Genomic DNA, 24,601 nt, shown 5'->3' with positions numbered 1-24,601 from the left:
GAGGCAAATTGAATGAAGCAGTATTTAGATTTATGTAAACATGTTCTGGAAACAGGAACAAGAAAAGAAGATCGGACAGGTACGGGGACGGTGAGTGTCTTTGGTTATCAAATGCGCTTCGATTTAAACGAAGGATTTCCATTGATGACAACAAAAAAGACGGCATTTCGTTTAATTTCATCTGAACTACTTTGGTTTTTAAAAGGTGATACGAATGTAAAAACGCTGATTGAAGACCGCAATCCAATTTGGGATGAATGGGCCTTCGAACAGTGGGTGAAAAGTGCCGAATATGCAGGGCCTGATATGACTGATTTTGGGCGTCGTGCCGCAATGGATGAAGAATTTGCAGTTAGTTATAAAATTGAAATGGATGCATTTAAAAAACGGGTAGTAGAAGACGCCGATTTCGCTGAGAAATATGCAGACCTCGGGCCAGTCTATGGTAAACAGTGGCGCTCTTGGTCGACGGGTGAAGGAACGATTGATCAGATTGCCAATTTAATCGATGGTATTAAACGTAATCCTGATTCTAGACGTCACATCGTAACGGCTTGGAATCCATCAGAAGTAGAAGATATGGCATTGCCGCCATGTCATGCATTATTCCAATTTTACGTAGCAGACGGCAAATTATCGTGTCAGCTTTACCAGCGCAGTGCAGATATTTTCCTCGGTGTACCTTTCAATATTGCATCGTATGCATTGCTCGTACATTTGATTGCCCATGAATGTGGTTTAGGTGTTGGGGAATTTGTCCATACGCTTGGTGATGCACATATTTACTCTAATCATATGGATCAGGTCAATGAGCAGCTATCACGTGAACCAAAAAAATTACCAACATTGAAATTAAATATCGGGGAACAATCGATTTTCGACTTAGCAACGACTGATATTGAGCTCGAAAATTATGACTCACACCCGAGGATTAAAGCACCGATAGCTGTATAGAAAAGGATTTTTGAAAGGAAGATATCGATGATTTCACTACTTGTCGCACATGATCCAAACCATGTAATTGGGAAAGATAACGAATTGCCTTGGCATATACCTGAAGATCTTGCTTATTTTAAAAAGATGTCGATGGGTAAAGCAATGGTGATGGGACGTAAGACGTTTGACTCGATTGGTAGGCCGCTCCCTGGAAGGCTTAATGTTATTGTCACACGTAATAAGACATATACAGTGGAAGGTGCTGTTGTTGTTCATGATCTGCAGGAAGCCATTGCAAAAGCACAAGCTTTTTCTGATGAAGTGATGATTATCGGTGGTGCGGAGATATTTCAGACGACAATGGAAATCGCAGATCGCCTTTACATTACATATATACAGAAAGAGTTTGAAGGAGATACTTTTTTCCCTCAGTACGGACCTAAATGGCATCTTATATCAGCATCAGAAGATTATGTTACAGAAGATGGAATACCCTATTCATTCCTTGTGTATGAAAGGAATTCTTTGAACTAATATGCTGAAAACAATCCGGACGTTTTCGTATCTTTTTGGTTACTTGCCATTTACGATTAGAAGACTAATTAAAGTGAAGAAATTGAGTCGTCAGTTAGACCCTGATGTGCGGGATTTGTATGTCGATGAGACGCCTAAAGTATGGGCGAGAGGGATTATGAAACGAACGAAAAGTACGATTTCAATAACAGGTACAGAACATTTGCCAGCGGGTCCAGTGTTGTTGATTAGTAACCATGAAGGGAATTTTGATATTCCTGTGTTGATTTCTACGATACCGAAACCATTTGGCTTTATATCTAAGGTAGAAGTGAAGAAATTACCGATTATCAATGACTGGATGGACGAGATGAATTGTGTCTTTATCGACAGGTCTGATAGAAGGAGTGCGATGAACGTACTGAAAGACTCTGTAGAGAAATTACGCGAGGGTCATTCGATTATTATTTTCCCTGAAGGTACGCGTAGTAAGGGTGCCGGTGTTCAAGCGTTTAAGTCGGGATTTGCTAAAATCGCGCAGGATGCGGGAGTCCCTGTTATTCCAATTGCCCTTTACGGAACTTCAGCCATTATGGAAAAGAACAACAATAAAATTCGGCCTGCACAGGTTCAGGTAGAAGTTTTACCAGCCATTGATGCGGAAACGGTGCAAGGGATGGACAGAAAGCAGCTTGTTGACCATGCAGAAACGCTTATTCGTCAAGCTGTGGAAGCAATGCAGGCAAATTTGTGACATCCGCCGGCCGACAAAAACGCCACGTCGGCACTAGTACGTCCTGTACGTCGGAGGCTTAACAGGGAGGAATTGAACTTCATTCCTCCTTATTGAGCAGAGGCTAATTGAAAAAACGTCCTCAAGTATACAAGAGGACGCAGAAATACATCGAAGCACTGCCTGCCATAACGAAGATATGCCAAATCGCGTGATTGTAAGGAATTTTCCTCCAAGCATAAAAGATGGAGCCAACCGTGTACAACAGACCACCGGCAACTAGTAGTCCAAAGCCGACAATTGTGAGCTGGATGAATAAAGGTTTTATCGCAATCAAAATGAGCCAGCCCATCACAATGTAAAAGATGAGCGAAACAAACTCAAATCGATGAATGAAAAACACTTTAAACAAAATACCAGCAATCGCTAAGCCCCATATGACACCGAATAATGTCCAGCCAAGTACACCTTTGATGGTGATAAGGAGAAACGGCGTATAGGTACCTGCGATGAGGATGTAAATGGCAGAGTGATCAAGTATGGAAAAGATTCGTTTGAATTTAATTGGCATACTATGGAGCAGCGTACTCATCAGGAATAAGAGCAGCATGGATGCACCAAAAATAGTGTAACTGACAACGTGAGTGGCAGTGCCATGCTGCACACCTACAATAATCAAGAACACAAGGGCAGGTATACTGAGAAGAAAGCCAAAACCGTGCGTGATTGCGTTCCACAGCTCTTCTCGTACATTTTTAAAATCATAAGCAGTGGTCAATTAAATAACCTCCTTTTTTTTACTATACTAAAATATATTGAGGATTGCTACTATTAGAGGAGAGTGTGTGTTGTGAAAAAAGTTCATATTGTGACAGACTCAACAGTGGAGTTAACAAAAGAGGATATTGGAAAGTATGGCATCCATGTTGTCCCGCTAACGATACTTATTAACGGTAAAACATATATTGATGGGGTTGATCTTCAACCTGAAGAATTTGCCGAAATGATGAAGGGGTCAGCAGAATTACCTAAAAGTTCACAGCCGGCAGCAGGTGTTTTTAAAGAGCTTTATGATCGGCTAGGCGAGGACGGTAGTGAAATCATCTCCCTACATATGACAGGTGGCATGAGTGGAACGGTGAAATCTGCTCAGACAGCTGCTGAAATGACAGATTCGAATGTGACGGTTATCGATTCCATGTATATTACGCATGCGCTATCGTTTCAGGTGATGGAAGCAGCAGAAATGGCCAAGCAAGGCAAAACGGTTGCTGAAATCGTTGCGCATCTGAACGCAGTACGAAAAAAGACATCGCTTTTTGTTGTGGTCGATGTACTAGATAACCTCGTAAAAGGTGGTCGAATCGGGAAAGGAAAAGCGATGATTGGATCGTTGCTTAATATTAAACCGATTGCAACCCTACAAGATGGTGTCTATACACCTGTCGCCAAAGCACGTAGCCATAAACAAGTAGTTGCACATCTATTTAAAGCATTTACAGAAGAAACGACGGGGAAAATTGTCCGTGGGGTAGGCATTGCACATGTTAACGGCCTAGCAATGGCAGAGCCATTGAAAAAACTAATTGAAGAGTCAGGGGTCAAAGATGTCAAACTGACATTTGCAACACCTGTCATTAGTACACATACAGGTGAGGGTGCAATTGGATTTATGTACTATACAGACTAATAGTATTGATTCTTAACAGAGGAAAAGGGGAACGCTACGTATGAGAAGAGTATTCCTAATCGTGATAGCTTTCTCATTGTTGTTGGCGGGCTGTCAATCAGAGTCGGTAAAAACAATAGAATCGTTGTCGAAACGTCAAGAAATTGCATTTACGGCATGGGATATCCCAGGGTATTTTATCGCGAAACGGGTTCATGTGGTTGGTTTAGGGGATTCGTTGACGCAAGGTGTTGGAGATGAACTGAAAAAAGAAGGTTATTTTGGCCGGGTTACGACACAGATGAATGATTGGCGAGGCGTTAAAGAGGTCGATGCTGAAAATTTGGCAAAGCGGGGACGAAGAAGTGATCAGCTCATTGACCAGCTTGGGGAAATAGATATACAATCAGCTATAAAAAGGGCAGATATGATCTATTTGACGATTGGTGGCAATGATATTATGAAAGTCGTCAAGGCTAATTTATTTAATTTGAAGGTCGAGCCTTTTTATGTTGAACTTGGGAAATTTGAGAATCGGTTAGATGAATCCTTCTCGATTATTCGTGCTTTGAATAGTGATGCTATCATTGTTGTCGCTGGTCTCTATGACCCGACCACGCTTGTGACGAATGAAACGAATGAATTTGTCGATATTATTGATGATTGGAATGAAGCGATTGAAGTCCGTGCGTCTATGGATAACAAAGCATGCTTTGTCCCGGTCATTGATTTATTTGATACCAATGAAAATATGGTGTACCACACCGATTTCTTTCACCCGAATGCTAAAGGGTACGATGCAATGGCAGCTCGTTACCTCAAGGAGTTGAAAGAATGTGGTTTGTTAGAGCTGTCAGACGGGGAAATGGATATGTAGGAGTGGATTGCGATGAATAAATGGAAAATAGGATTTTTTTTACTAGCTGGGGGCGTCGCAGCAGCCGTTTCTGCGGTCATTATTTTGATCAGTAGTACTCCTGAATCGGTTCCACTTCCTGATATGGAAAGACGTAATATGTCGGACAATGTCTTGACGGTGAGAGCGACAAAGGAAAATTTGGAAGGAATCGCCAATACGTATATACGAAAAGCGATGAAAGGCGAGCCGATTCCGGTAACAATGGCAGTTGGTGACGAGGTGTTGCTGTTCTCGGAAATGATGTTATTTTCATATACAGTCCCGGTTATTATGCATTTTGACCCTATTGTACGAGAAGACGGCAATTTAATTTTAAAGCTGTCGAAGATTGAAATAGGGGTATTGAATATACCGCCTGCAACCGTTTTAAAAGTATTAAAGGACTCTGTAAAACTTCCTCCTTGGATGACTGTTCGTCCAAAGGAAGAAGAGCTATTTATTGATTTATCAGAAATTCCTGTATCGGGTAATTTACAAGTGCGAGCGAAAACATTTAACTTAGTTGAAGATGAAATTATTTTGGAACTTATTATTCCACAAAATTAAGGAGGTTTGCAGATGACCCAATCAGTGGCAACATTTGCAGGAGGTTGTTTTTGGTGTATGGTGAAACCGTTTCATCGTTATGAGGGTGTTCTTGCCGTCGTTTCAGGCTATACTGGTGGGGAGATTGCCGATCCATCCTACGAACTAGTCTGTACAAACACAACGGGCCATCGAGAAGCTGTTCAAATCACATTTGATGATGATATCATTTCATATCGTGAGCTGCTGGACATTTTCTGGCGCCAAATCGATCCGACCGATAGTGGTGGACAGTTTTTCGACCGCGGGGAATCGTATCAGACGGCAATTTATTATCACAGTGCTGAACAATTGGAATTAGCCACACAATCCAAGCTTGACTTGGATGCTTTGAGTAAATTCACAAAGCTGATTGCAACGGATATTCTTCCTGCGAAGCCATTTTACGCGGCAGAACAAGGGCATCAAGATTATTACTTGAAAAACCCTACGCATTACAATCGATACGCAATTGGATCGGGGCGAGAGCAATTCAAAAAGGATAACTGGGGTGAGAAAGTATGAAAGAGGAATTGAAAAAGAAACTAACGGACATGCAGTATTATGTCACGCAGGAAAGTGGCACAGAACCGCCTTTCCGCAATGAATTTGATAGTCATTATGAACAAGGTATCTATGTCGATATTGTGTCAGGAAAGCCGTTATTCAGTTCAAAAGATAAATATGACGCTGGATGTGGTTGGCCAAGCTTTACAAAACCAATCGAAGCATTGGAAGTCGTCGAGCATTTTGATACAAGTCATGGGATGCGTCGGATAGAAGTGCGTAGTAAAACAGCAGATTCCCATCTCGGTCATGTATTTCCAGATGGACCAGGCGAAGATGGACTCCGATACTGCATCAATTCGGCAGCTTTACGTTTTATACCTGTCAATCGCTTAGAAATAGAAGGCTATGAGGCGTACAAGCAACAATTTTTAGACTAGCGAGGGGATGAATAGATGGATCGATCTTTTTACCGCTTTGTCCTTTCATTCCGTGGTGGGGTAAAAGGTGATTTGCACGCAATGTTTGCAGAAGGTATGTTCAATGACCTTAGCTTTCCAAAAGAAGAAAAAGCTTTTGATCCGCTATCACGCTATATTGAAGACAAGGCGGATTCGCAAATGCCATCCGTCATTTTTGATGAATTATACAGATTGTATGAAGAGCGTTTCCTGTAAGACCGGGCGGCATCTTCATTGCATAATGGGCTATTTGACGGTATGATAAGAAAAGAAAATTTGAAAGCGAGGCTTTATGAAATGAGTATACATATTAATGCGAAAAAAGGCGATATTGCAGATACAATTTTACTACCAGGAGACCCGCTCCGTGCAAAATACATCGCTGAAACATTTTTAGAGGATGTCACACAATACAATGAAGTTCGTAATATGTTTGGCTATACAGGAACGTATAAAGGAAAACGTATTTCTGTACAAGGAACTGGAATGGGTGTGCCATCTATTTCGATATATGTCACAGAATTAATGCAAGAATATGACGTTCAAAAATTGATTCGTGTGGGAACTTGCGGAGCGATTCAGAAAGATGTCCATGTTCGTGATGTAATACTTGCGCAAAGTGCATCTACAGATTCCAAGATGAATGATATTATTTTTAACGGTGTTAGTTATGCACCAACTGCAGACTTTGATCTGTTATTGAAAGCGTATCAGGCGGGTCTTGAAAAAGGCCTAGCGCTAAAAGTGGGTAACGTCTTTACAGAAGATGTTTTCTACAATGAATACGCACAGCATGAAAAGTGGGCGCAGTATGGTGTATTGGCAGTTGAGATGGAAGCCGCAGCATTGTACACGCTAGCAGCGAAATTTGGACGTCAAGCATTAGCTATTTTAACGGTTAGTGACCATATCCTTACAGGGGAAGCGACATCATCAGAAGAACGTCAAACGACGTTTAACGATATGATTGTGGTGGCGTTAGAAGCAGCCATTCAAGAATAATTGTGAGGAAGGACCGCCCGCAATAGAGCGGTCCTTTTCTGAACGAACTCTTATGATGAGAGTGGAAAGTGGGAAATAGGATGGATGAAAAAGAGAATAATGGTCTTGAGCAAGAACATGAGTCGAATCACCAACCGCCTGCCAAACGCACGATTAATTTGAAACCATTTTCCTTTGTGATGCTTGTGTTCGGTCTCGTAGTTGCAACAGCGGGCATCACATTTTTTGTGCTGACAACAGGGGATGACAAAGTCGTCGAAGTAGTTAGTCCACAAAAACCAACCATTGTAGATCGTAAAGAATTTACAAAGCTCTATAATGCGTATGATGAAATGATGGGGAACTACTATGATGATATTGACGAAACGGCCATCATTGATGGGGCTATCAATGGAATGATTGATGCACTTGGCGATCCTTATTCTGACTATTTGAATGTCAAAGAAGCTCGTCAGTTGCATGAAAGTATTTCGTCGAGTTTTGAAGGAATTGGTGCAGAAATTCAAGAGAAAAATGGCTATATCAACGTAGTGTCCCCTATTAAAAATTCACCAGCAGAACGCGCAGGGATTTTACCGAATGATCTCATCATCGCGGTTGATGGTGACAGTATTCAAGGCTTGTCTTCATCAGAAGCAGTGCTGCTGATTCGTGGTGAGAAAGGGACAACGGTGACATTAAGCATTAAACGTGGGGGAACAGCTGAACCTGTCGATATGAAAATAGTCCGTGATGTTATACCAGTCGAAACAGTCTATGCAGAGATGTTAGAGGATGGCATTGCGCATATTCACATTACTAGCTTCTCAGAAGGCACTTATGCCGAACTACTTACTGCTCTCGATGAGATGGAAGCACAAGGTATGAAGGGCCTGATTGTCGATGTAAGACAAAATCCAGGTGGCATACTAAATACTGCCATTGAAATTTCTGATCTATTTGTGGAAAACGGTAAGAACTTATTCCAGTATGAAGAAAAAGGTTCAAAACCAGTAGTCTATACAGCTACTGGTAAAAGAAAAGTTACTGTTCCGGTTACGCTTGTGATTGACGAAGGAAGTGCTTCGGCGTCTGAAATTTTGGCAGGAGCTATGAAAGAATCTGCTGGTATACCGCTTATTGGTGTGAAAACATTTGGTAAAGGGACTGTTCAATCACCTAAAAACCTGCCAGATGGCTCCAATTTGAAACTCACAACAGCCAAGTGGCTAACAGCTGATGGGAATTGGATTCATAAAAAAGGAATAGAGCCAACAGTCAGCGTGCCATACCCATCGTATGCTATGCTACCATTCCTCGACCCTGCGATTGAAATGAAGGAAGGTATGAATACACCTTCTATTAAAGCAGCTGAGGAAATGTTAGAAGCAGTTGGCTATGTACCGGGTGAAATTGATGGACTGTTTGATGAACAAACTACACAAGCCGTTGAAAAAATACAACAAGACTTAGAGTTAGAAGTGAATGGTATTCTAGCAGGGGAAACAACGATTGGCTTGATGAACAAGCTACGGACTAAAATTCAAGAAGAAGATCCGCAGTTACTGAAAGCGAAAGACCTATTACTTGAAAAAATAGGACAATAATAAAGAGGCGTCCAGTCCTAATTCGGATGGACGCTTTTTCTGATGAATAGGGGTAAAGAGATGATTGATGTTTATTTATTCAGCGGCTTTCTCGGCAGTGGGAAAACGTCGCTCTTACTTCATACAATAGGCCAACTGAAAGAGCAGGGGAAGAAGCCGGCAGTGTTAATGAATGAATTTGGGGCTTTGCCTTTCGATTCAGATGCTGTTGAAGGAGAGGGGGATGTCCCGCTGAAAGAGCTATTGGAAGGCTGTATTTGCTGTACAGGCTCTGAAAAGACGGAGGCACAGCTGCAAGGGCTACTGGAAGAGAATGAGGATATTGATGTTATCTTGATTGAAACTACTGGCGCAGCGCATCCAGTGGAAGCACTTGATGCGGTCTACTCACCGCTATTTGCTGACCGTCTTCATGTCAAAGGTATTGTTACCGTCGCAGACTCTAAACGTTGGCTAGAGAGGGATAAGCTATCCCCACAAATTCGTGCGTTGTTCATGGAACAGATTCGCCATGCTCATTTGCTTATTGCGAATAAAGCAGATCTCCTCACTGACGAGGAAATGGCAACCGTGACACTTGAATTGTCCAATTTCAATGGTTCTGCGCCAATCATTCAGACGACAGGTGCAAAAATCGCATTTTCTTTTATTGAAAAGACACTGCAGGCTCCGAAAAAAGTGGCCGAACTACCTATTATTTCAGGAAAAGGTCTGCCACTATCTTCAAAAATGATCACTTTTGAAGATAGCGTAGATAAGGAAGATTTCGAGAACTGGATAAGATCCTTACCAGATACGGTTTATAGAATGAAAGGTTATGTGCCTGTCAAAGGCGTTAAAAATCCTTTTTTATTCCAATATGCATACGGTATGGTTAACTGGCTGCCTGAATACGTCAAGATTGAACCACGTCTTGTGATTATCGGAGAAGGGATTGATGGACTAACTTATGAGGCCGTCAACCCCAAATTAGATGAAATATAAAGAGAGTTGACCAAAGTTATCCAAGTTTTAAATGGATGAGGTCTTTGACAAAGGTCTTCATCATAGAACTGGACAAATTGGTAAGAACATCCGTTATTCTGAATCTCACAGACGGTATGATAGTTTGCGAAGGGAGGAGTAATGAGATGAAAAAAACGATTGCAGTACTCATGCTCGGTTCGGCGCTCTTACTGCCGAACAACAATAGTGTAGAAGCTTCATATTCAGCAAATAAGGTACAGGTGACAAGCGCATCCGTCCAATGTTATGTATGGCAGGGGCAACTCTACGATACGAAGACGAATAAGAAGGTTGGTAATGGCTATCGTTACAATTGGAAAAAGCCTTCTGACAAACAGACAGGGGTTACTCTACCAGCTCCAAGCAAGCCAGTAGAGTCACCGGCTCCAGTCAAACCAGTTGAAAAACCAGCGCAGACTAAGCCGACACCTGCACCAACACCAACACCGGAAAAACCTAGTGAGGTAACGCCGGAGAAACCAAGTGAAACACCACAAGATGCATCTATTTCAGCGATTGAAAAAGCGGTTCTTGATTTAACGAATGCAGAAAGACAAAAAGCGGGTCTTCAACCACTGCAAACGGACAAAAACTTAATGACTTCTGCCCGTCAGAAATCAGCAGACATGGCTTCAAACAAGTACTTTTCACATACAAGCCCAACATACGGATCTCCATTTGATCAAATGAAGGCAAATGGTGTGTCATATAAAGCAGCTGCTGAAAATATTGCGATGGGTCAACGTACAGCCGAAGAAGTTGTTAAAGGCTGGATGGAGTCCCCTGGGCATAGACAAAACATTTTAACGGCTAGCTATACGCATATTGGTATCGGCTATGACAAAAATGGTAACTACTGGACACAACAGTTTATTCAAAAATAATATAATTGAAGAGTCGTCCTTTGCACTGGAGGTAATCCGGTTCAGGGGGCGACTCTTTTTTTACTGCTTAGGAGATTAATGGATTGTTCAAACTAGGCTTCTTACCATGAATAGCTCGGGATCCAACTCACACATCCAAAAAAAGTTTAAATCTTTTTTGCATTGCGCATACTCTTTAAAGAGGTGAATGTGATGAATGAAGTGAAGTCGAATGACAGTTTGATTTTATACATCAAAAATTTATTCCATGATTCGGCGGATCTTATCGTACGGGAAGTCACTTGGAAAGATGAGGTCGCTATTGTCTGCTTTTTCAATACAATAACAGAAAGCGGCGATGTGAACAGGCAAATCGAAATTCTTCGTCATCGTTCCATTGATGATTTTCCAAATTGGGAAGAAACTGTTGCCTCAAGTGTAGCAGCTTTTTCAGTACCAAAATTGATCGAAAGTGTTACAAACGGATTTGTTGCTGTTTTTTTTCCAGCAACGAATCTGCTCATGACCATTACAATGCCCTCTTTTGAAGTTCGTTCAACGTCTGAGCCGAGCAATGAACTTGTTATTCGCGGTGCGCATGAAGGCTTCGTGGAAAGCACCGATAAAAATATTTCGCTCATTCGAAAGCATCTGGTCATTCCGGATTTAGTCGTGAAGGATATAAGGCTCGGAAAAGACACGAATACGAAAGTGACGTATGTCTATATCGAGTCAATCGTTGATAAAGAAGTCGTAGAGGATGTTAAAACACGTCTTGAAAATATCGATAAACCTAAAGTATACAGCATGGGACAAATCGAAGATTATTTGGAGGATTCGGTTTGGTCCCCTTTCCCACAGTTCCTGAATACGGAAAGGCCGGATCGTGTCGTCGCAAATTTACTGGAAGGGAAAATCGTTATTTTCACCGACGAATCTCCTTCAGCACTCATTGCACCAGTTACATTTTTTTCTTTTTTCGAGTCACCGGACGATTTTAATGGACGTGTCCTAGTCGGTTCTTTCTTTCGTGCTCTTAGGCTCTCTAGTTTTCTGATTGCCATTTTCCTACCTGCATTTTATATTGCCGTGGTCGGTTTCCATTCGGAAATTTTGCCATTTGATATAGGTAGAAAAGTAAAGATAGCTGTGGAATTTATCCCGTACCGTCCAATTATTGAAGCGCTGATTGTGGAGATTTTCATAGAAATCATTCGGGAAGCTACAATCCGGTTACCGGCACCGATTGGTCCTACAATCGGGATAGTCGGGGGGCTAGTAATCGGGGATGCGATTGTCAATGCGGGTCTCGTGTCGAATTTGATGGTTGTCGTCGTAGCAATGACCGCAATTTCAAGCTTTGTCGTGCCGAGTGTTGAAATGAATACGACCATACGGATCATCCGATTTCCGTTCATGCTTGCAGCTACTTTCTTTGGTTTTTTTGGCATCGCAATGGGGACGCTTATCCTCTTTATTCATATGATGAATCGGTCTTCACTGAACCAACCTTATTTGTCACCGATTGTGCCTTTTGACCCATCTAGATTTAAAAATATTTTCTTCAGAATCCCTTATTATAAAAATCATAAACAGCAACAAACATTTACACATGGTGAGGGGAAGCGAAAGAAGGGGGGAAGAACTTGAACTTTAATTTATCGAGAAGTCAGTTTTTCCTGATTCTTTTTATTGTCCAGACAGGGTCTGCATTCTTCTCTTTTCCCGCCCCGTTTATTAATGCGTCTGGTAGGGATGCATGGCTTATCTTTCTCGTTGCGGCTACTTTCCACTATATTATGTTACTCTTCTATGAACAAAATTACAGGTATTTTATGATTGGTCCATTTGTTGGCTGGCTGTATAAGGGATATTGGCTTTTTGTGACCGTCATTTATATTGCGTATGTCGATTATACATTAGCGGTGTGGGGTTTCCCAGAGACACCACAATTCATTGTTATCGCGATACTAGTAAGTGTATCACTGTATGCAAATCTAAGCAGGGCTGAGACGATTATCAATTTGTCGGTTATTTTGATTCCGCTCATCCTGCTATTTTTCGTTTTTCTACAGTTTGCTTGGAAAGACTTGGTGTGGACGAATCTCTTTCCGATAGGGGAATCGACAGGTGCAGAGTGGGTTAAAGGGTTACTCAAAGCGCAAATGGCTTTCATAGGTATTGAATTATATTTATTTTTCAGGAAGCATGTTGACATGAAACAGAAAATAAAAGGCTTTCCCCTATTCGTCTATCAATTGATGTGGCTAATTTTCTTTTTTTTCTCTGTCCTATTAATGCTCTTATATTTCACACTTCCGGGATTAGAAAGGATTCCTGAACCACTCCTCTTTCTGTTAAAAGCACAAGAAGTAACTTTTGCTGAGCGACTTGACTTGTTTTTCCTGTACATTTGGACTGTTTGGACAATTATTACGGTGGCCTTACTCTCCTTTGCAGCATTGTATGTTCACCGACTTCATACTAATGAGCATCATAAAAGAGATACAATCATTTGGCATGTATTCCTCTTTTTATTGCCTTTGCTCTTTTTGTCCAAACATGCTTTAACCAAACTGAATGATATTATCATTTATGTGTATCTTGTTTTCGGTCTTCTGATTCCATTTATCATCATTACTAATAATCGGAGGAAATCGAAATGAAAAAAATTATACTCATATTTATTGTTTGTACATTTTTTCTAGTGGGATGTTGGGATGAACGGTTATATAAGGATGTTACCATTGTCCCGATTATGGGCTACGATGGGGAACCTGGGAAATGGACGGGATACTTCTCTCATGCTGTTGTCGCTGCTCCTGATAGCATCAGTTTTTCGACTGTGGAAGGAAGTGGTGTTTCTATAGAAGAAGCACGGCTCGATGCAAATCGAAAGGTAAGTGAATCGCTTGACCCCTCACAAGTACTAGTTGTACTCCTTACGACAGAAGTCGCGAAGACGAACCTCATGGAGACCTTCGATGTGGCCTACAGAATGCCACGTACTCGGTTGAGTAGTCGATTCGTAGTAGTGGAAGGGGATATGGCTCCCTATATGGAGAAGACAGAAATTATGGGCAAAATGCTCCCCGATTACTATGATGAAAATTTGAAAACTGCTGCATTTTCATCTATTATTCCAGAAGGTGATATTCAGTTAGCCGCACGATTACTATTAGATGAAGCAATTGATCTTCAATTACCTTACTTGAAAATGTCCGAAACTACAGGAGTACCTGAAGTAGCGGGAGTCGCTTTGTTCAGTGACAAAGTATTTTCTGGAGACATATTGGACACTAAGGAGTCGATGATTGTTCAAATTCTTAAGAAGAAACCTGGAAAGTATGCGATGTTCACATATGAGTGGGAAAAAGAAGGTAAAACATACCCGGTTACTGTGACAATAGTCACATACAACAAGAAATGGGACATACAGGACAGTAAGATCAATGCACTATATAAAATAAAATTCAATGTGAATGAATTTGCCTATAATCATCTGGATAAGGATAAATCAAGGAAAGAATTGGAGACATTTCTTTCAAAAGAACTGACAAAGGATTTCAACGAAGTGGTTAAAAAATTGCAAGAGGCAAAAAGTGACGCTGTCGGTTTTGGTAGAAGTGTCCGCGCCTTCCATCCTCGGCTATGGGAAAAAGGGAAATGGCAAGATACGTTTTCCGAGCTCGACATTCATGTGAAGGTCGAGGCAGAGATTACTCGAACGGGGATACTGAACTAAACGTTAGAAAACCCGCGAAGCTCGTACGCATCGCGGGTTCCATATTTAAAAGAATTTCTTTTTCTGAATATAGATTAATCTTACTGTTAGCGTGATTGCGCCGATCGTCAAGCCTGTAATTAAGCCTATCCAGTAACCATATGGCCCTAAATCAGTGTACGTCGCCATTAAATAACCAATCGGCAAACCGAGTACCCAATACGATACGATTGCCATAACGAACGTCATATTAACGTCCTTATAGCCGCGTAATGCACCTTGAACTGGAGCTTGTATCGCATCGGAAAATTGGAATAGCGCGGCAAAGATAAAGAACTGTGTTGCTAATGTAATAATATTTGTATCCGTTGTATAGAGGGAAGCAATCGGTTCTCTAAACACTAACAGAATAGTAATGGAGATGAAGCTAAACGCAATAGCCAGACCAACGCCGAGAAAGCTGTATTGCTTAGCATCACGCATTTGTCCTGCACCAACAGCTTGGCCGACAAGAATGGTTGCGCCCATCGAAATACTAAGTGGTATCATATACAACAGCGAAGTGAAATTCAGCGCTATCTGATGTGCTGAAATAACTGCTGTCGAATAGTTACTCATCATGAGTGTGACTGCAGAAAAGATGCTAGTCTCTACAAAAATCGAAATGCCGATTGGCACACCGATGAACAAAATCTCTTTCCATCTTCTGAATGAAATTTTGCCCCATACTTTGAACAATTGATAATAACTGAACAAATTGTTTTTCCAGGCGACACCATAAGCAACGAAAAAAATAAGCCAATAGGTAATTGCAGCCGCATACCCCGCACCTACTCCACCAAGTTCTGGAAACCCCCAGTTCCCAAAAATAAGTAGATAGTTTGTAAAAATTGTGAGCGGTGCTGATAAAAGAATAATGGCCATTGAAACACGAGTTGCACCGAGCGCATCGAAGAAACAACGTAATACGGTGTATGCGAAAAGAGGAAATAGTCCTAAGCTCATCGCTTCTAAATAGTCGGCAGCTACAACCCGGACTTCGTCTTCAAGTGGCATCGATGCAAGTATCGGTGAAACGCCATATCGAATTATAAGAAAAACAATAGTGGCGAGGACGACCGATACATAGAGCCCCTGCTGTACAGTAAATTTTACTTCATCTTTCCGACTGGCCCCTATGAGATGGGCGATAATAGGTGTTAGGCCCATCAGGATCCCGGCAAGACCTGTATAAACGGGTACCCAAAACGATGAACCAATTGTTACACCAGCGAGATGGTATGTATCGTAGCGTCCCGTCATAAGAATATCGAAGAAGGTAATCAGGTATAACGCTAGTTGTGTAATCAGAATGGGCATGACAATTTTTGCAAGCCTAAACGGCTTTTTTCGAAGAGAAAGTGTAGTTTCCAAATAAATCATCCTTTTTTCAACAGATAACTAACATTGTATCATGATTCATTTGCTATAATAGCAAAGAGCTTTAATCAAATAAATATATATTGCTAACTTTAGAAGAGGTGAATGGTCATGAAAAGACCGGTAATTTTATTAACAGGGGGCGGCACGGCTGGGCACGTATCTGTGAATCAGGCGCTTATTCCTGTATTTGAAGAAAAAGGATATGAGATTCATTACATAGGATCGCACGAAGGGATTGAAAAAGAACTGATTGGCAACGGGCATCCTGAAGTTAACTATCATGCCATTCAAAGTGGCAAGATTAGGCGCTATTTTTCTATGAAAAACTTTTCAGATCCGTTTCGGGTTGGCGCGGGCGTTGTTCAAGCGTTAAGCATCATTCGGAAAATTAAACCCGAAATTATCTTTTCAAAAGGTGGATTCGTTTCAGTACCCGTTGTTTTGGCTGCCAAACTAGCGAAAATTCCTGTTGTCGTCCATGAATCAGACTTGACGCCTGGCCTTGCTAACAAACTGGCATTGCCATTTTCTAAGCATATCTTCACAGTTTTTGAACGGACCTTGAACTATGTGCCAGCAGAAAAGTCGACGTGTAGTGGGGCGATTATTCGACCTGAATTATTGGAAGGTGTACGGGAAGATGGATTGCGTATTGCCTGTTTATCTGGAAACAAACCAGTGCTCTTGATTATGGGAGGCAGCCAAGGTTCGGCTGTCGTTAATGAAGCCATCCGTAAAGATTTAGTGGCCATCCTACAACAGTTTGATGTCATTCATCTGTGTGGAAAAGGAAATGTGGATGATAGGCTGGAAAGCATGGCAGGCTATACGCAGTTTGAATATGTGACAGAAGGCTTGCCGCATCTATTGGCTGCATCCGATTTTGCTGTATCAAGGGCGGGATCGAACGCCATTTTTGAATTGCTGGCCTTACGCAAGCCGATGTTACTGATTCCATTATCGGCGGCTAAAAGTAGGGGAGACCAAATTTTGAATGCGGCTCACTTTCAAAAGCTTGGCTATGCGCATGTTCTACAAGAAGAGGAAATTGTCAATCGAACGTTATCGACAGAATTCGCTGCTTTAGTCGCTGCTGAACAGTCATTAATGGAAGAAATGAAAAAGTCTTTGTTGCCAAAAACACCTGAAAAAATGGTGGAAATGATTATGTCATACCGAAATTAGCTGGAATAGGCAAATCATCGTTTTTTACGTTCAAAAGGTAGGTTGCAAGTAATTCAAATTAGGTGTAATGTAGTTCCGGGCACAAAAGTTTCACAATTGACGCTAAACCCTTTCAGTTAAAGTGTTTGCGTGGTAATATTAATAAGGATAAAAAATAAAATCACAATATGCCGGTAGGCAAATGTGGAGGTCATTTTACATGTCGAACAATGTTGACTACCATCGTTCCCCGTATGCTGTATTTTCGGGTCCAAACCTTGGGTATGTAATGGAAATGTACGAAGTGTTCAAAGTATCGCCTGAGTCTGTGGATGCTGAACTTGCGGACATGTTCCGCCGTTTTGGCGCGCCTATAATTGATGAGGGGAAACAAACTGAAGCAATCGGAGCAGTAGCCCCGGCTGATTTCAGTAAAGTGCTATCTGCCTATAAATTGCAGGACGCAATTCGTACATATGGGCATCTTGCAGCAGATATTTATCCGCTTAACGATCGTCCGAAGGATTCAACACGAATTGAAGCTTCTTATTATGGATTGACGGATAATGATTTGCGGGCAATGCCAGCATCTCTGTTCTTTATTACGACTCCTCCAAACGTAGCACACGGTCTTGATGCCGTGAACTATTTGAAATCATTATATACAGGAAAAATCGCCTATGAGTTTGATCATGTGATTGATGAAGAAGAAAGAAATTGGATTCAATCTAAGATTGAGAATGGCAATGTTTCTACTCAACTATCTGTAGATGACAAAAAGGCACTGCTTGAACGATTGACGAAAATTGAAGGATTTGAGAAATTTATCCATCGTACGTTTGTTGGTGCGAAACGCTTCTCTATCGAGGGACTTGACACACTCGTTGTCTTCCTAGATGAACTTGTTCGTCGTTCTGAAGAAGAGAAGATGAAAAAAGTTTTGATTGGAATGGCTCACCGTGGCCGTTTGAACGTATTGACACATATTTTAAATAAGCCATATGAAATGATGTTTGCCCAATTTGCTGGTGTGCCAGACGCTCCATTCATGCCTACAGACGGTTCACTTGAAGTGACACGTGGTTGGTTTGGTGATGTGAAATATCATATGGGTGCCCTCTATAATGGCAAATCGGGTATGCAACGTTACCTAGCTTATAATCCATCTCACTTGGAAGTTGTCAATCCGGTAATTACAGGACAAACAAGAGCTGCACAGGAACAAACGGATAGCGCAGGTATTCCTACACAAAATACAGAAACTGCCTATGCAGTACTTATTCACGGTGATGCAGCGTTTCCGGGACAAGGAATTGTTCCTGAAACATTTAACTATAGTCGTGTGCGTGGATTTAAGACGGGTGGTTCCATCCATGTTATCGCGAACAATATGATTGGTTTCACAACAGAATATTATGACTCTAGGTCTACTTACTATTCTTCAGATGTTGCGAAAGGCTATGAAGTGCCAATTTTACACGTCAATGCGGATAGCCCAGAGTCAGTCATTGCGACTGCAGCTTTCGCTTTCGAATACCGTCAAAAATTTGGCAAGGACATTTTAATCGACCTGCTCGGCTATCGCCGTTATGGACATAACGAAATGGATGAGCCACTTGTCACAAATCCAGTGACGTACCATTCTGTCCATGAGCATCCAACTGTTCGTGAACTATATGGTGCAGAGCTTGCAGCTGCTAATGTCCTAACGGAAGAAGATGTGACAAAACTAGATGTCGAAGTGATTGCAACAATGCAGGCAGCATACGACAAAGTAAAAGAGCCGTCCGTACAAACAGAGCCATTGTCAAATGCTACACCTGTAGAAGTACTGGCAGGCTATCCAAGAGATCTCGAAACAGGTGCGGATGAGGCCAAACTCCGTCGTATCAATGAAGAACTTTTGGCATATCCTGAAGGCTTCAATGTGTTTGGTAAATTGACACGTATTTTAAAACGCCGTGAAGACCCGTTCAACGGCAAAGGGAAAATCGATTGGGCGCATGCTGAAACACTTGCTTTTGGTGCAATTCTACAGGATGGTAATCCGATTCGTATGACGGGGCAGGATGTCCAACGCGGAACATTTGCGCATCGTCATCTTGTACTTCACGATGAAAAAACAGGCGAGGAATTGGTACCACTACATCATATTAGTGGTGCAAATGCATCGTTTGTGGCGTACAATAGCCCATTAACAGAAGCGGCAATTGTCGGCTATGAATTCGGTTATAACTTGGAGGATCCAAAAACACTGTCCATCTGGGAAGCTCAATTTGGAGACTTTGCCAACATGGCACAAGTGATGTTTGACCAATTTGTTTCGTCTAGTTATTCGAAATGGGGTCAGCAATCTGGACTTGTTCTATTGCTGCCACACGCATCGGAAGGACAGGGACCTGAGCACTCAAGCGCAAGACTAGAACGTTTCCTACAGCTTTGTGCGGAAAATAACTGGACGGTTGCAAATCTTTCAAGTGCTGCGAACTATTACCATATTCTTCGTAGACAGGCTAAAATGCTAGGTGATAAATCAATGCGTCCACTCGTCATTGTGTCGCCTAAATCGTTGCTTCGTCATCCACTTGTTGGTGCTGACGTTAGCGATTTAACAGCAGGTCATTTCCAAACTGTTCTTGAACAGCCTGGAACAGGAAAAAAAGCAGACAAAGTTGAGAAGATTTTATTCGCAAGTGGTAAAGTAGCAATTGATCTTGCTGAGCGCGTCAAAGACGGTACAGACTTTGATCATTTACACATCGTTCGTGTGGAACAGCTTTACCCGTTCCCATCCGATAAAATTAAGGATATCGTCTCTCGTTATCCGAACGCGAAAGAATTGGTTTGGGTACAAGAAGAACCAAAAAATATGGGATCTTGGAAATTTGCATATTCTTATATTAAAGATCTTGCAGGCGATAAAGATATCTCTTACGTGGGAAGAGTTCACCGTGCCAGCCCATCAGAAGGCGACGGAGAATCTTACAAAATTGAACAAGCACGTATTCTTGATGAAGCACTAAAGAAATAAAGAAGATTCGTTATTTCAACATAGATTATAGGAGGAATTTATTGTGGCAGAGATCATAGTACCAGAACTGGCAGAATCGATTACAGAAGGAACAATTGCACAATGGTTGAAAAAACCGGGTGATACGGTTGAAAAAGGTGAATTCATCGTTGAACTTGAAACAGACAAAGTAAACGTTGAAGTTATTTCAGAAGAAGCTGGAGTTGTTCAAGAGCATCTTGCAGCGGAAGGCGACACAGTTCAAGTTGGTCAAGTTATCGCAATCGTTGGCGCGGGCTCTGGCGCACCAGCAGCAACTCCTGCTGCGCCAGTTGAAGCAGCGGCACCAGCACCAGCAGCACCAGCACCAGTTGTTGCAGTTGAAGAAGATGCAAGTACATCGGATCGCACAATTGCAAGCCCAGCAGCTCGTAAAATGGCACGTGAAAAAGGGATTGACCTTGCAGCTGTTTCACCAGTAGATCCAATGGGACGCGTTCGTGTACAAGATGTTGAAGCGCACGGGACAGCTCCAAAAGCACAACCAGCGGCAGTAGCACCAGCAGCTTCAGTTGTAGCTCAGGACGATGGTCGTGTAACACGTGAGAAAATGACTCGCCGTCGCCAAACAATTGCGAAACGTCTATTGGAAGTGAAGCAATCAACAGCAATGCTTACAACGTTCAACGAAATCGACATGACAAATGTGATGGCACTTCGCTCGCGGAAGAAAGACCAATTTTTCGAACAAAACGATGTTCGTCTTGGATTTATGTCATTCTTTACAAAAGCAGTTGTTGCAGCACTTAAGAAATATCCATACGTTAACGCAGAAATCGATGGCGACGAAATCATTTTGAAAAACTTCTTTGACATCGGCGTAGCGATCTCAACAGATGGCGGACTTGTTGTACCAAACGTGGTAGACGCAGACCGTAAAAACTTCGCAGAAATCGAAGGAACAATTGTTGAACTTGCGAAAAAAGCACGCGATAACAAATTGACAATGGCGGACATGACAGGCGGTTCATTCACAATTACAAACGGTGGTGTATTCGGTTCGTTGATGTCAACGCCAATTATGAATGGTACGCAAGTCGGAATCCTCGGCATGCACACAATTCAAAGACGTCCAGTAGCAATCGGAGACAATATCGAAATCCGTCCAATGATGTATGTGGCACTTTCATATGACCACCGCGTTATTGATGGTAAAGATTCTGTTGGCTTCTTGAAAATGGTCAAAGAACTAATCGAAAATCCAGAAGATCTTCTTCTCGGTTCTTAATAACAGTAGGCATATAGTAGGCCTTAATCCAATCGGCCCGCTTTCACTGCGGGTCGATTTTTTTGATTCATTTAAAACTGAAAGGAGTGATTGATAATGACATTCAAAGATTGGACAACTGCTCCGGCAATTCGAACAGTCGTCTGCAAGCATGCAGACGCTGCAAAATATGTCGTGAATAATGTGTTAACACCAGGTAAAGAATACGAAGTGAAAAATGAAACGGAAGAATTTATTTTCGTTTTGGACAACACAGGCAAAGTCGGTGGCTATTACAAAACGTATTTCGAATAAACAGAAAAGCCCGATACAACTGTATCGGGCTTTTCATAAGGAGGAAACTTTTACATGAATGCATTAATAGAAAAAGAACATGCACATCGTTCAGGGGAGATTCATGAGTCATCTGCCCAGCTGTTAATCCAACAAGGGGGCTATGTCTCACCGGATGCTCATTTATGGGAAGATGTACTTGTTGCCATTGTGTTAAAAAAACCTGTGTTATTAAAAGGACCATCGGGTTCAGGAAAGACAAAATTAGCCCAAACGATATCACATTATTTTCAGCAGCCTATGCAAAGCGTCAACTGTTCTGTCGATCTCGATGCGGAATCATTGCTCGGCTTCAAAACAATCATTAGCAAAGATGGAGAAACCGTTATCGAATTTGTCGAAGGTCCTGTTGTCCAGGCGATGAAAAAAGGACATATTTTATACATTGATGAAATCAATATGGCAAGGCCAGAGACATTGCCAATCCTTCATAGCGTGCTCGACCATCGTCGCATGTTGACGAATCCGTTTACAGGTGAAGTCATTTATGCACATGAAAACTTTACCGTTATTTCAGCGATTAACGAAGGATATGTTGGAACATCACCGATGAATGAAGCGTTGAAAAACCGCTTTGTGTCGTTCACTGTACCTTATTTGACAGGGGAACAATTACAAACAGTCATGACAGACACCTATCCAAATGCCCCAGAGCAGCTTGTCGAGACATTCCTTCAAATCGGTAATGATTTGAAAAAGCAAGTGATGAATGGGTTGTTATCCGATGAAGCAGCATCTGTTCGAAGCTTGCTCGATGCAATGGGATTAGCTGAACATATTCCTGTGAAACGTGCGGTGCAGTACGCTATCGCTGAGAAGCTGGATGATAAAATTGAACGTAGGCTCGTCATGGAATTAGTGGATACTTGGGTGAAATGAGGCGATTGCAATGGTCAAGATGAATCGATTCATTCAATTTAATGATGAAACGGTCGATGCCAAGACATTATTGCTGTATGAGCGGCTGGGAAGGGCACTTGCAGATGCACCTTTTCTTGAGTTAACCGAACGGAAATTGCTTGAATTTCGTCCGCAAGAAAGCATTATTTCAATGAGTGTTTTTTGGCGTCATCGGACAGAAGAAGTTATTCATGGGGGAAGGCTTTCCGATATTTATTTATTGACAGCGGGCTATTGGAAACGGTTTAGTGTGCCCACTTGGATTACATTCACTCGTACATATAGCTTACATCCACTTCGGAAATTCGCCTTGGAACTGTTAATGATGCTCGAAGAATTCCGTCTGATGGATGCGATTACGAAGGAAAGACCCGGAACGGCGACTTCGTTCGATATCAGAAGGGAAGCGTATGTGGGCTTTCATCGTAATATGCTCTTATCGAATGTCCAGAAGAGTTTTTTTGCAGACGCCATGATGAATCAGCTATTCATTTCACTCCATGAAGGCATGTTTGTCGATACTTCCATCGACTGGGGAGAAATCGATTTGGGGCTGATCCAAAATATTCTACAGCATGCCTACGATGCTAAGAATACGGAAGACAATACGTATATCGCGGACAGGATTGTTGGCATTATCGAAAGATTCATCGACAAGGACCTTATCCATCAATATTACTCAGCGGGGGATGCCATTACCGAAGACAATACGGTGTTTCATTATCATGAAGGAATGTCTGATGCTGAAAAAGGGGAGGAAGGTCCAAAAGAAACGATCGAGGAGGTATTCCGATCGTGGCATCGAGAAAACGAAAGTGAATCAGGTGTCCACCTTGAATTCGAACTCGAGCATGGTCGATCTGGTAAAAGTGATGCGAACGATACAACGCCTGGCAATGAAGAGGCAGACATTGAAGAAACAGGTTCTGGTGATTCTAAGGGCAACGACAACGAGCGCTGGACGGACGACGAGAGCGACAAAGCTGATAAGCGAGAGAATAAGGTGAAGGCCGGTAAACTATTCGGTAAGGAGCATCTGAACGTCGTCTATGAAGCGTTGCGTGTAGAAGTAGCTGATGAGCAGGAAAATCGTCAAAAATTATTGATTTGGAGAGAACAGCAGAAGCCGTATGTTCGTTCGTTTGTTGAGGAAATGAAGAAGCGAATTGATTTGAAAGAGGACTCCAAGCGAGAGCGTCTGATGAAAGGGCGTCTGTCGACCAAGCTGACGACGATGGTGGTGGACGAGCGACCTAAGCCATTCTATCGAAAAAATGCGCCATCTGTTAATTTGGATGCTGTATTTGGCTTACTTGTCGATGGCTCTGCCTCGATGCTTGACAAGCTGGACGAAACAAAACAGGCTGTGCTGCTATTCCATGATGTACTTCGCCAATTGGGTGTCAGCCATGAAATTTCTTCGTATTATGAGGATGCTTATCATGCAACGAAAGACGTACAGCCTAATGTGTTTGGCCTCATGCATACGTTCACCGATCGCAATAAAGATAACGGTATGTCCATCCTATCTTTCGATGCGAATGAAGATAACCGTGACGGCTTTGCGATTCGTTGGATGGCCGAGCAATTGGCTGCTAGACAAGAGAAACACAAGTTTTTACTTGTCTTCTCAGACGGAGAACCATCTGCCTTTGGTTATGATCGCAACGGTATTCTCGATACAGCAGAGGCCGTGATGGAAACGGAGAAAAAGGGCATTTCCGTCATTCACTTATTTCTCTCGACAGAGGAACCAACAGGGGACCAGAAAGCCTTATTCTCCATGATGTTTGGCAATAAAACTGCGTCATCCAACTCGGTAGAGAGTTTTGCAGATCAGACATTACGTATACTGAGAAAGCTGCTGGCGATTGTCATTCGGAACACGTAAAGGGAAGGGAAATTCGAGGGCTTCGTTTAGCAAAGTCTCTGAAGTCGCCGATAAATCCGTGAACTCGCTGGTAAAGTTTCGAAAGTCGCCGATAAATCTGTGAAAAACACA

24 protein-coding genes are annotated in these 24,601 nt (G+C 42.1%); 22 read left to right on the top strand and 2 right to left on the bottom strand.

The genetic code is table 11. The annotated features are described in order from the left end of the window. Positions 1-12 precede the first annotated feature (12 nt). The 3 genes from N1I80_RS11340 to N1I80_RS11330 are packed head-to-tail and all read left to right on the top strand — an operon-like array spanning position 13 to position 2,203. Complete coding sequence (locus N1I80_RS11340) at positions 13-954, top strand: thymidylate synthase (RefSeq protein WP_340737976.1); 942 nt, start codon at positions 13-15, stop codon at positions 952-954. 27 nt (positions 955-981) lie between these two features. Further along, positions 982-1,470, top strand: a complete 489-nt coding sequence (locus N1I80_RS11335; protein ID WP_340737975.1) for a dihydrofolate reductase — start codon at positions 982-984, stop codon at positions 1,468-1,470. Between the two features lies 1 nt (position 1,471). Continuing rightward, positions 1,472-2,203: a lysophospholipid acyltransferase family protein gene (locus N1I80_RS11330; protein ID WP_340737974.1), complete on the top strand. Its 732-nt coding sequence runs from the start codon at positions 1,472-1,474 to the stop codon at positions 2,201-2,203. 121 nt (positions 2,204-2,324) lie between these two features. Here N1I80_RS11330 and trhA read toward each other — a convergent pair whose 3' ends face one another. Next, positions 2,325-2,960, bottom strand: coding sequence for a PAQR family membrane homeostasis protein TrhA (gene trhA / locus N1I80_RS11325; protein WP_340737973.1), 636 nt, complete (start codon positions 2,958-2,960; stop codon positions 2,325-2,327). Positions 2,961-3,032: 72 nt separating this feature from the next. On the opposite strand from trhA, the gene N1I80_RS11320 reads away from it, so the two are divergent. From N1I80_RS11320 to N1I80_RS11260, 13 genes are all read left to right on the top strand, one after another. Next, on the top strand, positions 3,033-3,872 hold the full coding sequence (locus N1I80_RS11320) for a DegV family protein (protein ID WP_340737972.1): 840 nt from the start codon (positions 3,033-3,035) through the stop codon (positions 3,870-3,872). A 40-nt stretch (positions 3,873-3,912) separates the two neighbouring features. Beyond that, complete coding sequence (locus N1I80_RS11315; protein ID WP_340737971.1) at positions 3,913-4,728, top strand: GDSL-type esterase/lipase family protein; 816 nt, start codon at positions 3,913-3,915, stop codon at positions 4,726-4,728. Positions 4,729-4,740: 12 nt separating this feature from the next. Next, entirely contained in the window at positions 4,741-5,316 is a 576-nt protein-coding gene (locus tag N1I80_RS11310; protein WP_340737970.1) for a YpmS family protein, read from the top strand. Between the two features lie 12 nt (positions 5,317-5,328). Next, complete coding sequence (gene msrA, locus N1I80_RS11305) at positions 5,329-5,859, top strand: peptide-methionine (S)-S-oxide reductase MsrA (RefSeq protein WP_340737969.1); 531 nt, start codon at positions 5,329-5,331, stop codon at positions 5,857-5,859. Continuing rightward, on the top strand, positions 5,856-6,281 hold the full coding sequence (msrB, locus tag N1I80_RS11300; RefSeq protein WP_340737968.1) for a peptide-methionine (R)-S-oxide reductase MsrB: 426 nt from the start codon (positions 5,856-5,858) through the stop codon (positions 6,279-6,281). Before msrA ends, msrB begins: the two co-directional genes overlap by 4 nt. 15 nt (positions 6,282-6,296) lie before the next feature. After that, the gene (locus tag N1I80_RS11295; protein WP_340737967.1) at positions 6,297-6,518 is read left to right on the top strand and encodes a YozE family protein; all 222 of its coding nucleotides are present in this window, start codon (positions 6,297-6,299) and stop codon (positions 6,516-6,518) included. Positions 6,519-6,599: 81 nt separating this feature from the next. Next, positions 6,600-7,304, top strand: coding sequence for a purine-nucleoside phosphorylase (gene deoD, locus N1I80_RS11290; protein ID WP_340737966.1), 705 nt, complete (start codon positions 6,600-6,602; stop codon positions 7,302-7,304). 80 nt (positions 7,305-7,384) lie between these two features. After that, entirely contained in the window at positions 7,385-8,890 is a 1,506-nt protein-coding gene (locus N1I80_RS11285) for a lmo1851 family serine protease (protein ID WP_340737965.1), read from the top strand. Between the two features lie 60 nt (positions 8,891-8,950). Beyond that, positions 8,951-9,874, top strand: coding sequence for a CobW family GTP-binding protein (locus N1I80_RS11280; RefSeq protein ID WP_340737964.1), 924 nt, complete (start codon positions 8,951-8,953; stop codon positions 9,872-9,874). A 146-nt stretch (positions 9,875-10,020) separates the two neighbouring features. Continuing rightward, positions 10,021-10,779 carry a CAP domain-containing protein gene (locus N1I80_RS11275; protein WP_340737963.1) on the top strand — a complete coding sequence of 253 codons (759 nt, stop codon included), beginning with the start codon at positions 10,021-10,023 and terminating at the stop codon, positions 10,777-10,779. Positions 10,780-10,971: 192 nt separating this feature from the next. After that, the gene (locus tag N1I80_RS11270; protein WP_340737962.1) at positions 10,972-12,408 is read left to right on the top strand and encodes a spore germination protein; all 1,437 of its coding nucleotides are present in this window, start codon (positions 10,972-10,974) and stop codon (positions 12,406-12,408) included. Further along, on the top strand, positions 12,405-13,424 hold the full coding sequence (locus tag N1I80_RS11265; protein WP_340737961.1) for a GerAB/ArcD/ProY family transporter: 1,020 nt from the start codon (positions 12,405-12,407) through the stop codon (positions 13,422-13,424). Before N1I80_RS11270 ends, N1I80_RS11265 begins: the two co-directional genes overlap by 4 nt. Further along, on the top strand, positions 13,421-14,503 hold the full coding sequence (locus N1I80_RS11260) for a Ger(x)C family spore germination protein (protein WP_340737960.1): 1,083 nt from the start codon (positions 13,421-13,423) through the stop codon (positions 14,501-14,503). Before N1I80_RS11265 ends, N1I80_RS11260 begins: the two co-directional genes overlap by 4 nt. Before the next feature lie 45 nt (positions 14,504-14,548). Here N1I80_RS11260 and N1I80_RS11255 read toward each other — a convergent pair whose 3' ends face one another. Next, entirely contained in the window at positions 14,549-15,895 is a 1,347-nt protein-coding gene (locus N1I80_RS11255; RefSeq protein ID WP_340737959.1) for an MATE family efflux transporter, read from the bottom strand. Positions 15,896-16,012: 117 nt separating this feature from the next. Here N1I80_RS11255 and N1I80_RS11250 point away from each other — a divergent pair, with 117 nt between their 5' ends. The 6 genes from N1I80_RS11250 to N1I80_RS11225 all read left to right on the top strand — a co-directional run bounded on the left by N1I80_RS11250 (position 16,013) and on the right by N1I80_RS11225 (position 24,490). Continuing rightward, a complete protein-coding gene (locus N1I80_RS11250) occupies positions 16,013-17,089 on the top strand; it encodes an undecaprenyldiphospho-muramoylpentapeptide beta-N-acetylglucosaminyltransferase (RefSeq protein ID WP_340737958.1) in 1,077 nt (358 codons plus the stop codon). A gap of 199 nt (positions 17,090-17,288) precedes the next feature. Then, positions 17,289-20,099 carry a 2-oxoglutarate dehydrogenase E1 component gene (locus N1I80_RS11245; protein WP_340737957.1) on the top strand — a complete coding sequence of 937 codons (2,811 nt, stop codon included), beginning with the start codon at positions 17,289-17,291 and terminating at the stop codon, positions 20,097-20,099. A 43-nt stretch (positions 20,100-20,142) separates the two neighbouring features. Continuing rightward, on the top strand, positions 20,143-21,366 hold the full coding sequence (gene odhB / locus N1I80_RS11240) for a 2-oxoglutarate dehydrogenase complex dihydrolipoyllysine-residue succinyltransferase (protein ID WP_340737956.1): 1,224 nt from the start codon (positions 20,143-20,145) through the stop codon (positions 21,364-21,366). Positions 21,367-21,462: 96 nt separating this feature from the next. Then, a complete protein-coding gene (locus N1I80_RS11235; protein ID WP_340737955.1) occupies positions 21,463-21,660 on the top strand; it encodes a DUF6501 family protein in 198 nt (65 codons plus the stop codon). A 54-nt stretch (positions 21,661-21,714) separates the two neighbouring features. Then, a complete protein-coding gene (locus N1I80_RS11230; protein ID WP_340737954.1) occupies positions 21,715-22,578 on the top strand; it encodes an ATP-binding protein in 864 nt (287 codons plus the stop codon). A gap of 10 nt (positions 22,579-22,588) precedes the next feature. Further along, positions 22,589-24,490, top strand: coding sequence for a vWA domain-containing protein (locus tag N1I80_RS11225; RefSeq protein WP_340737953.1), 1,902 nt, complete (start codon positions 22,589-22,591; stop codon positions 24,488-24,490). The last annotated feature ends 111 nt before the right edge of the window (positions 24,491-24,601 follow it).

The sequence above is a fragment of the Sporosarcina sp. FSL K6-3457 genome, from assembly GCF_038007285.1.
Taxonomy (GTDB): Bacteria; Bacillota; Bacilli; order Bacillales_A; family Planococcaceae; genus Sporosarcina.
Note: the sequence above shows the minus strand (reverse complement) of the source record. Positions and strands in the feature narration are given on the sequence as shown.

Coding starts and splice junctions, on each gene's coding strand:
- N1I80_RS11340 (WP_340737976.1), top strand. CDS start 13: ATGAAGCAGTATTTAGATTTATGTAAACATGTTCTGGAAACAGGAACA.
- N1I80_RS11335 (WP_340737975.1), top strand. CDS start 982: ATGATTTCACTACTTGTCGCACATGATCCAAACCATGTAATTGGGAAA.
- N1I80_RS11330 (WP_340737974.1), top strand. CDS start 1,472: ATGCTGAAAACAATCCGGACGTTTTCGTATCTTTTTGGTTACTTGCCA.
- N1I80_RS11315 (WP_340737971.1), top strand. CDS start 3,913: ATGAGAAGAGTATTCCTAATCGTGATAGCTTTCTCATTGTTGTTGGCG.
- N1I80_RS11310 (WP_340737970.1), top strand. CDS start 4,741: ATGAATAAATGGAAAATAGGATTTTTTTTACTAGCTGGGGGCGTCGCA.
- msrA (WP_340737969.1), top strand. CDS start 5,329: ATGACCCAATCAGTGGCAACATTTGCAGGAGGTTGTTTTTGGTGTATG.
- msrB (WP_340737968.1), top strand. CDS start 5,856: ATGAAAGAGGAATTGAAAAAGAAACTAACGGACATGCAGTATTATGTC.
- N1I80_RS11295 (WP_340737967.1), top strand. CDS start 6,297: ATGGATCGATCTTTTTACCGCTTTGTCCTTTCATTCCGTGGTGGGGTA.
- deoD (WP_340737966.1), top strand. CDS start 6,600: ATGAGTATACATATTAATGCGAAAAAAGGCGATATTGCAGATACAATT.
- N1I80_RS11285 (WP_340737965.1), top strand. CDS start 7,385: ATGGATGAAAAAGAGAATAATGGTCTTGAGCAAGAACATGAGTCGAAT.
- N1I80_RS11280 (WP_340737964.1), top strand. CDS start 8,951: ATGATTGATGTTTATTTATTCAGCGGCTTTCTCGGCAGTGGGAAAACG.
- N1I80_RS11275 (WP_340737963.1), top strand. CDS start 10,021: ATGAAAAAAACGATTGCAGTACTCATGCTCGGTTCGGCGCTCTTACTG.
- N1I80_RS11270 (WP_340737962.1), top strand. CDS start 10,972: ATGAATGAAGTGAAGTCGAATGACAGTTTGATTTTATACATCAAAAAT.
- N1I80_RS11260 (WP_340737960.1), top strand. CDS start 13,421: ATGAAAAAAATTATACTCATATTTATTGTTTGTACATTTTTTCTAGTG.
- N1I80_RS11250 (WP_340737958.1), top strand. CDS start 16,013: ATGAAAAGACCGGTAATTTTATTAACAGGGGGCGGCACGGCTGGGCAC.
- N1I80_RS11245 (WP_340737957.1), top strand. CDS start 17,289: ATGTCGAACAATGTTGACTACCATCGTTCCCCGTATGCTGTATTTTCG.
- N1I80_RS11235 (WP_340737955.1), top strand. CDS start 21,463: ATGACATTCAAAGATTGGACAACTGCTCCGGCAATTCGAACAGTCGTC.
- N1I80_RS11230 (WP_340737954.1), top strand. CDS start 21,715: ATGAATGCATTAATAGAAAAAGAACATGCACATCGTTCAGGGGAGATT.
- N1I80_RS11225 (WP_340737953.1), top strand. CDS start 22,589: ATGGTCAAGATGAATCGATTCATTCAATTTAATGATGAAACGGTCGAT.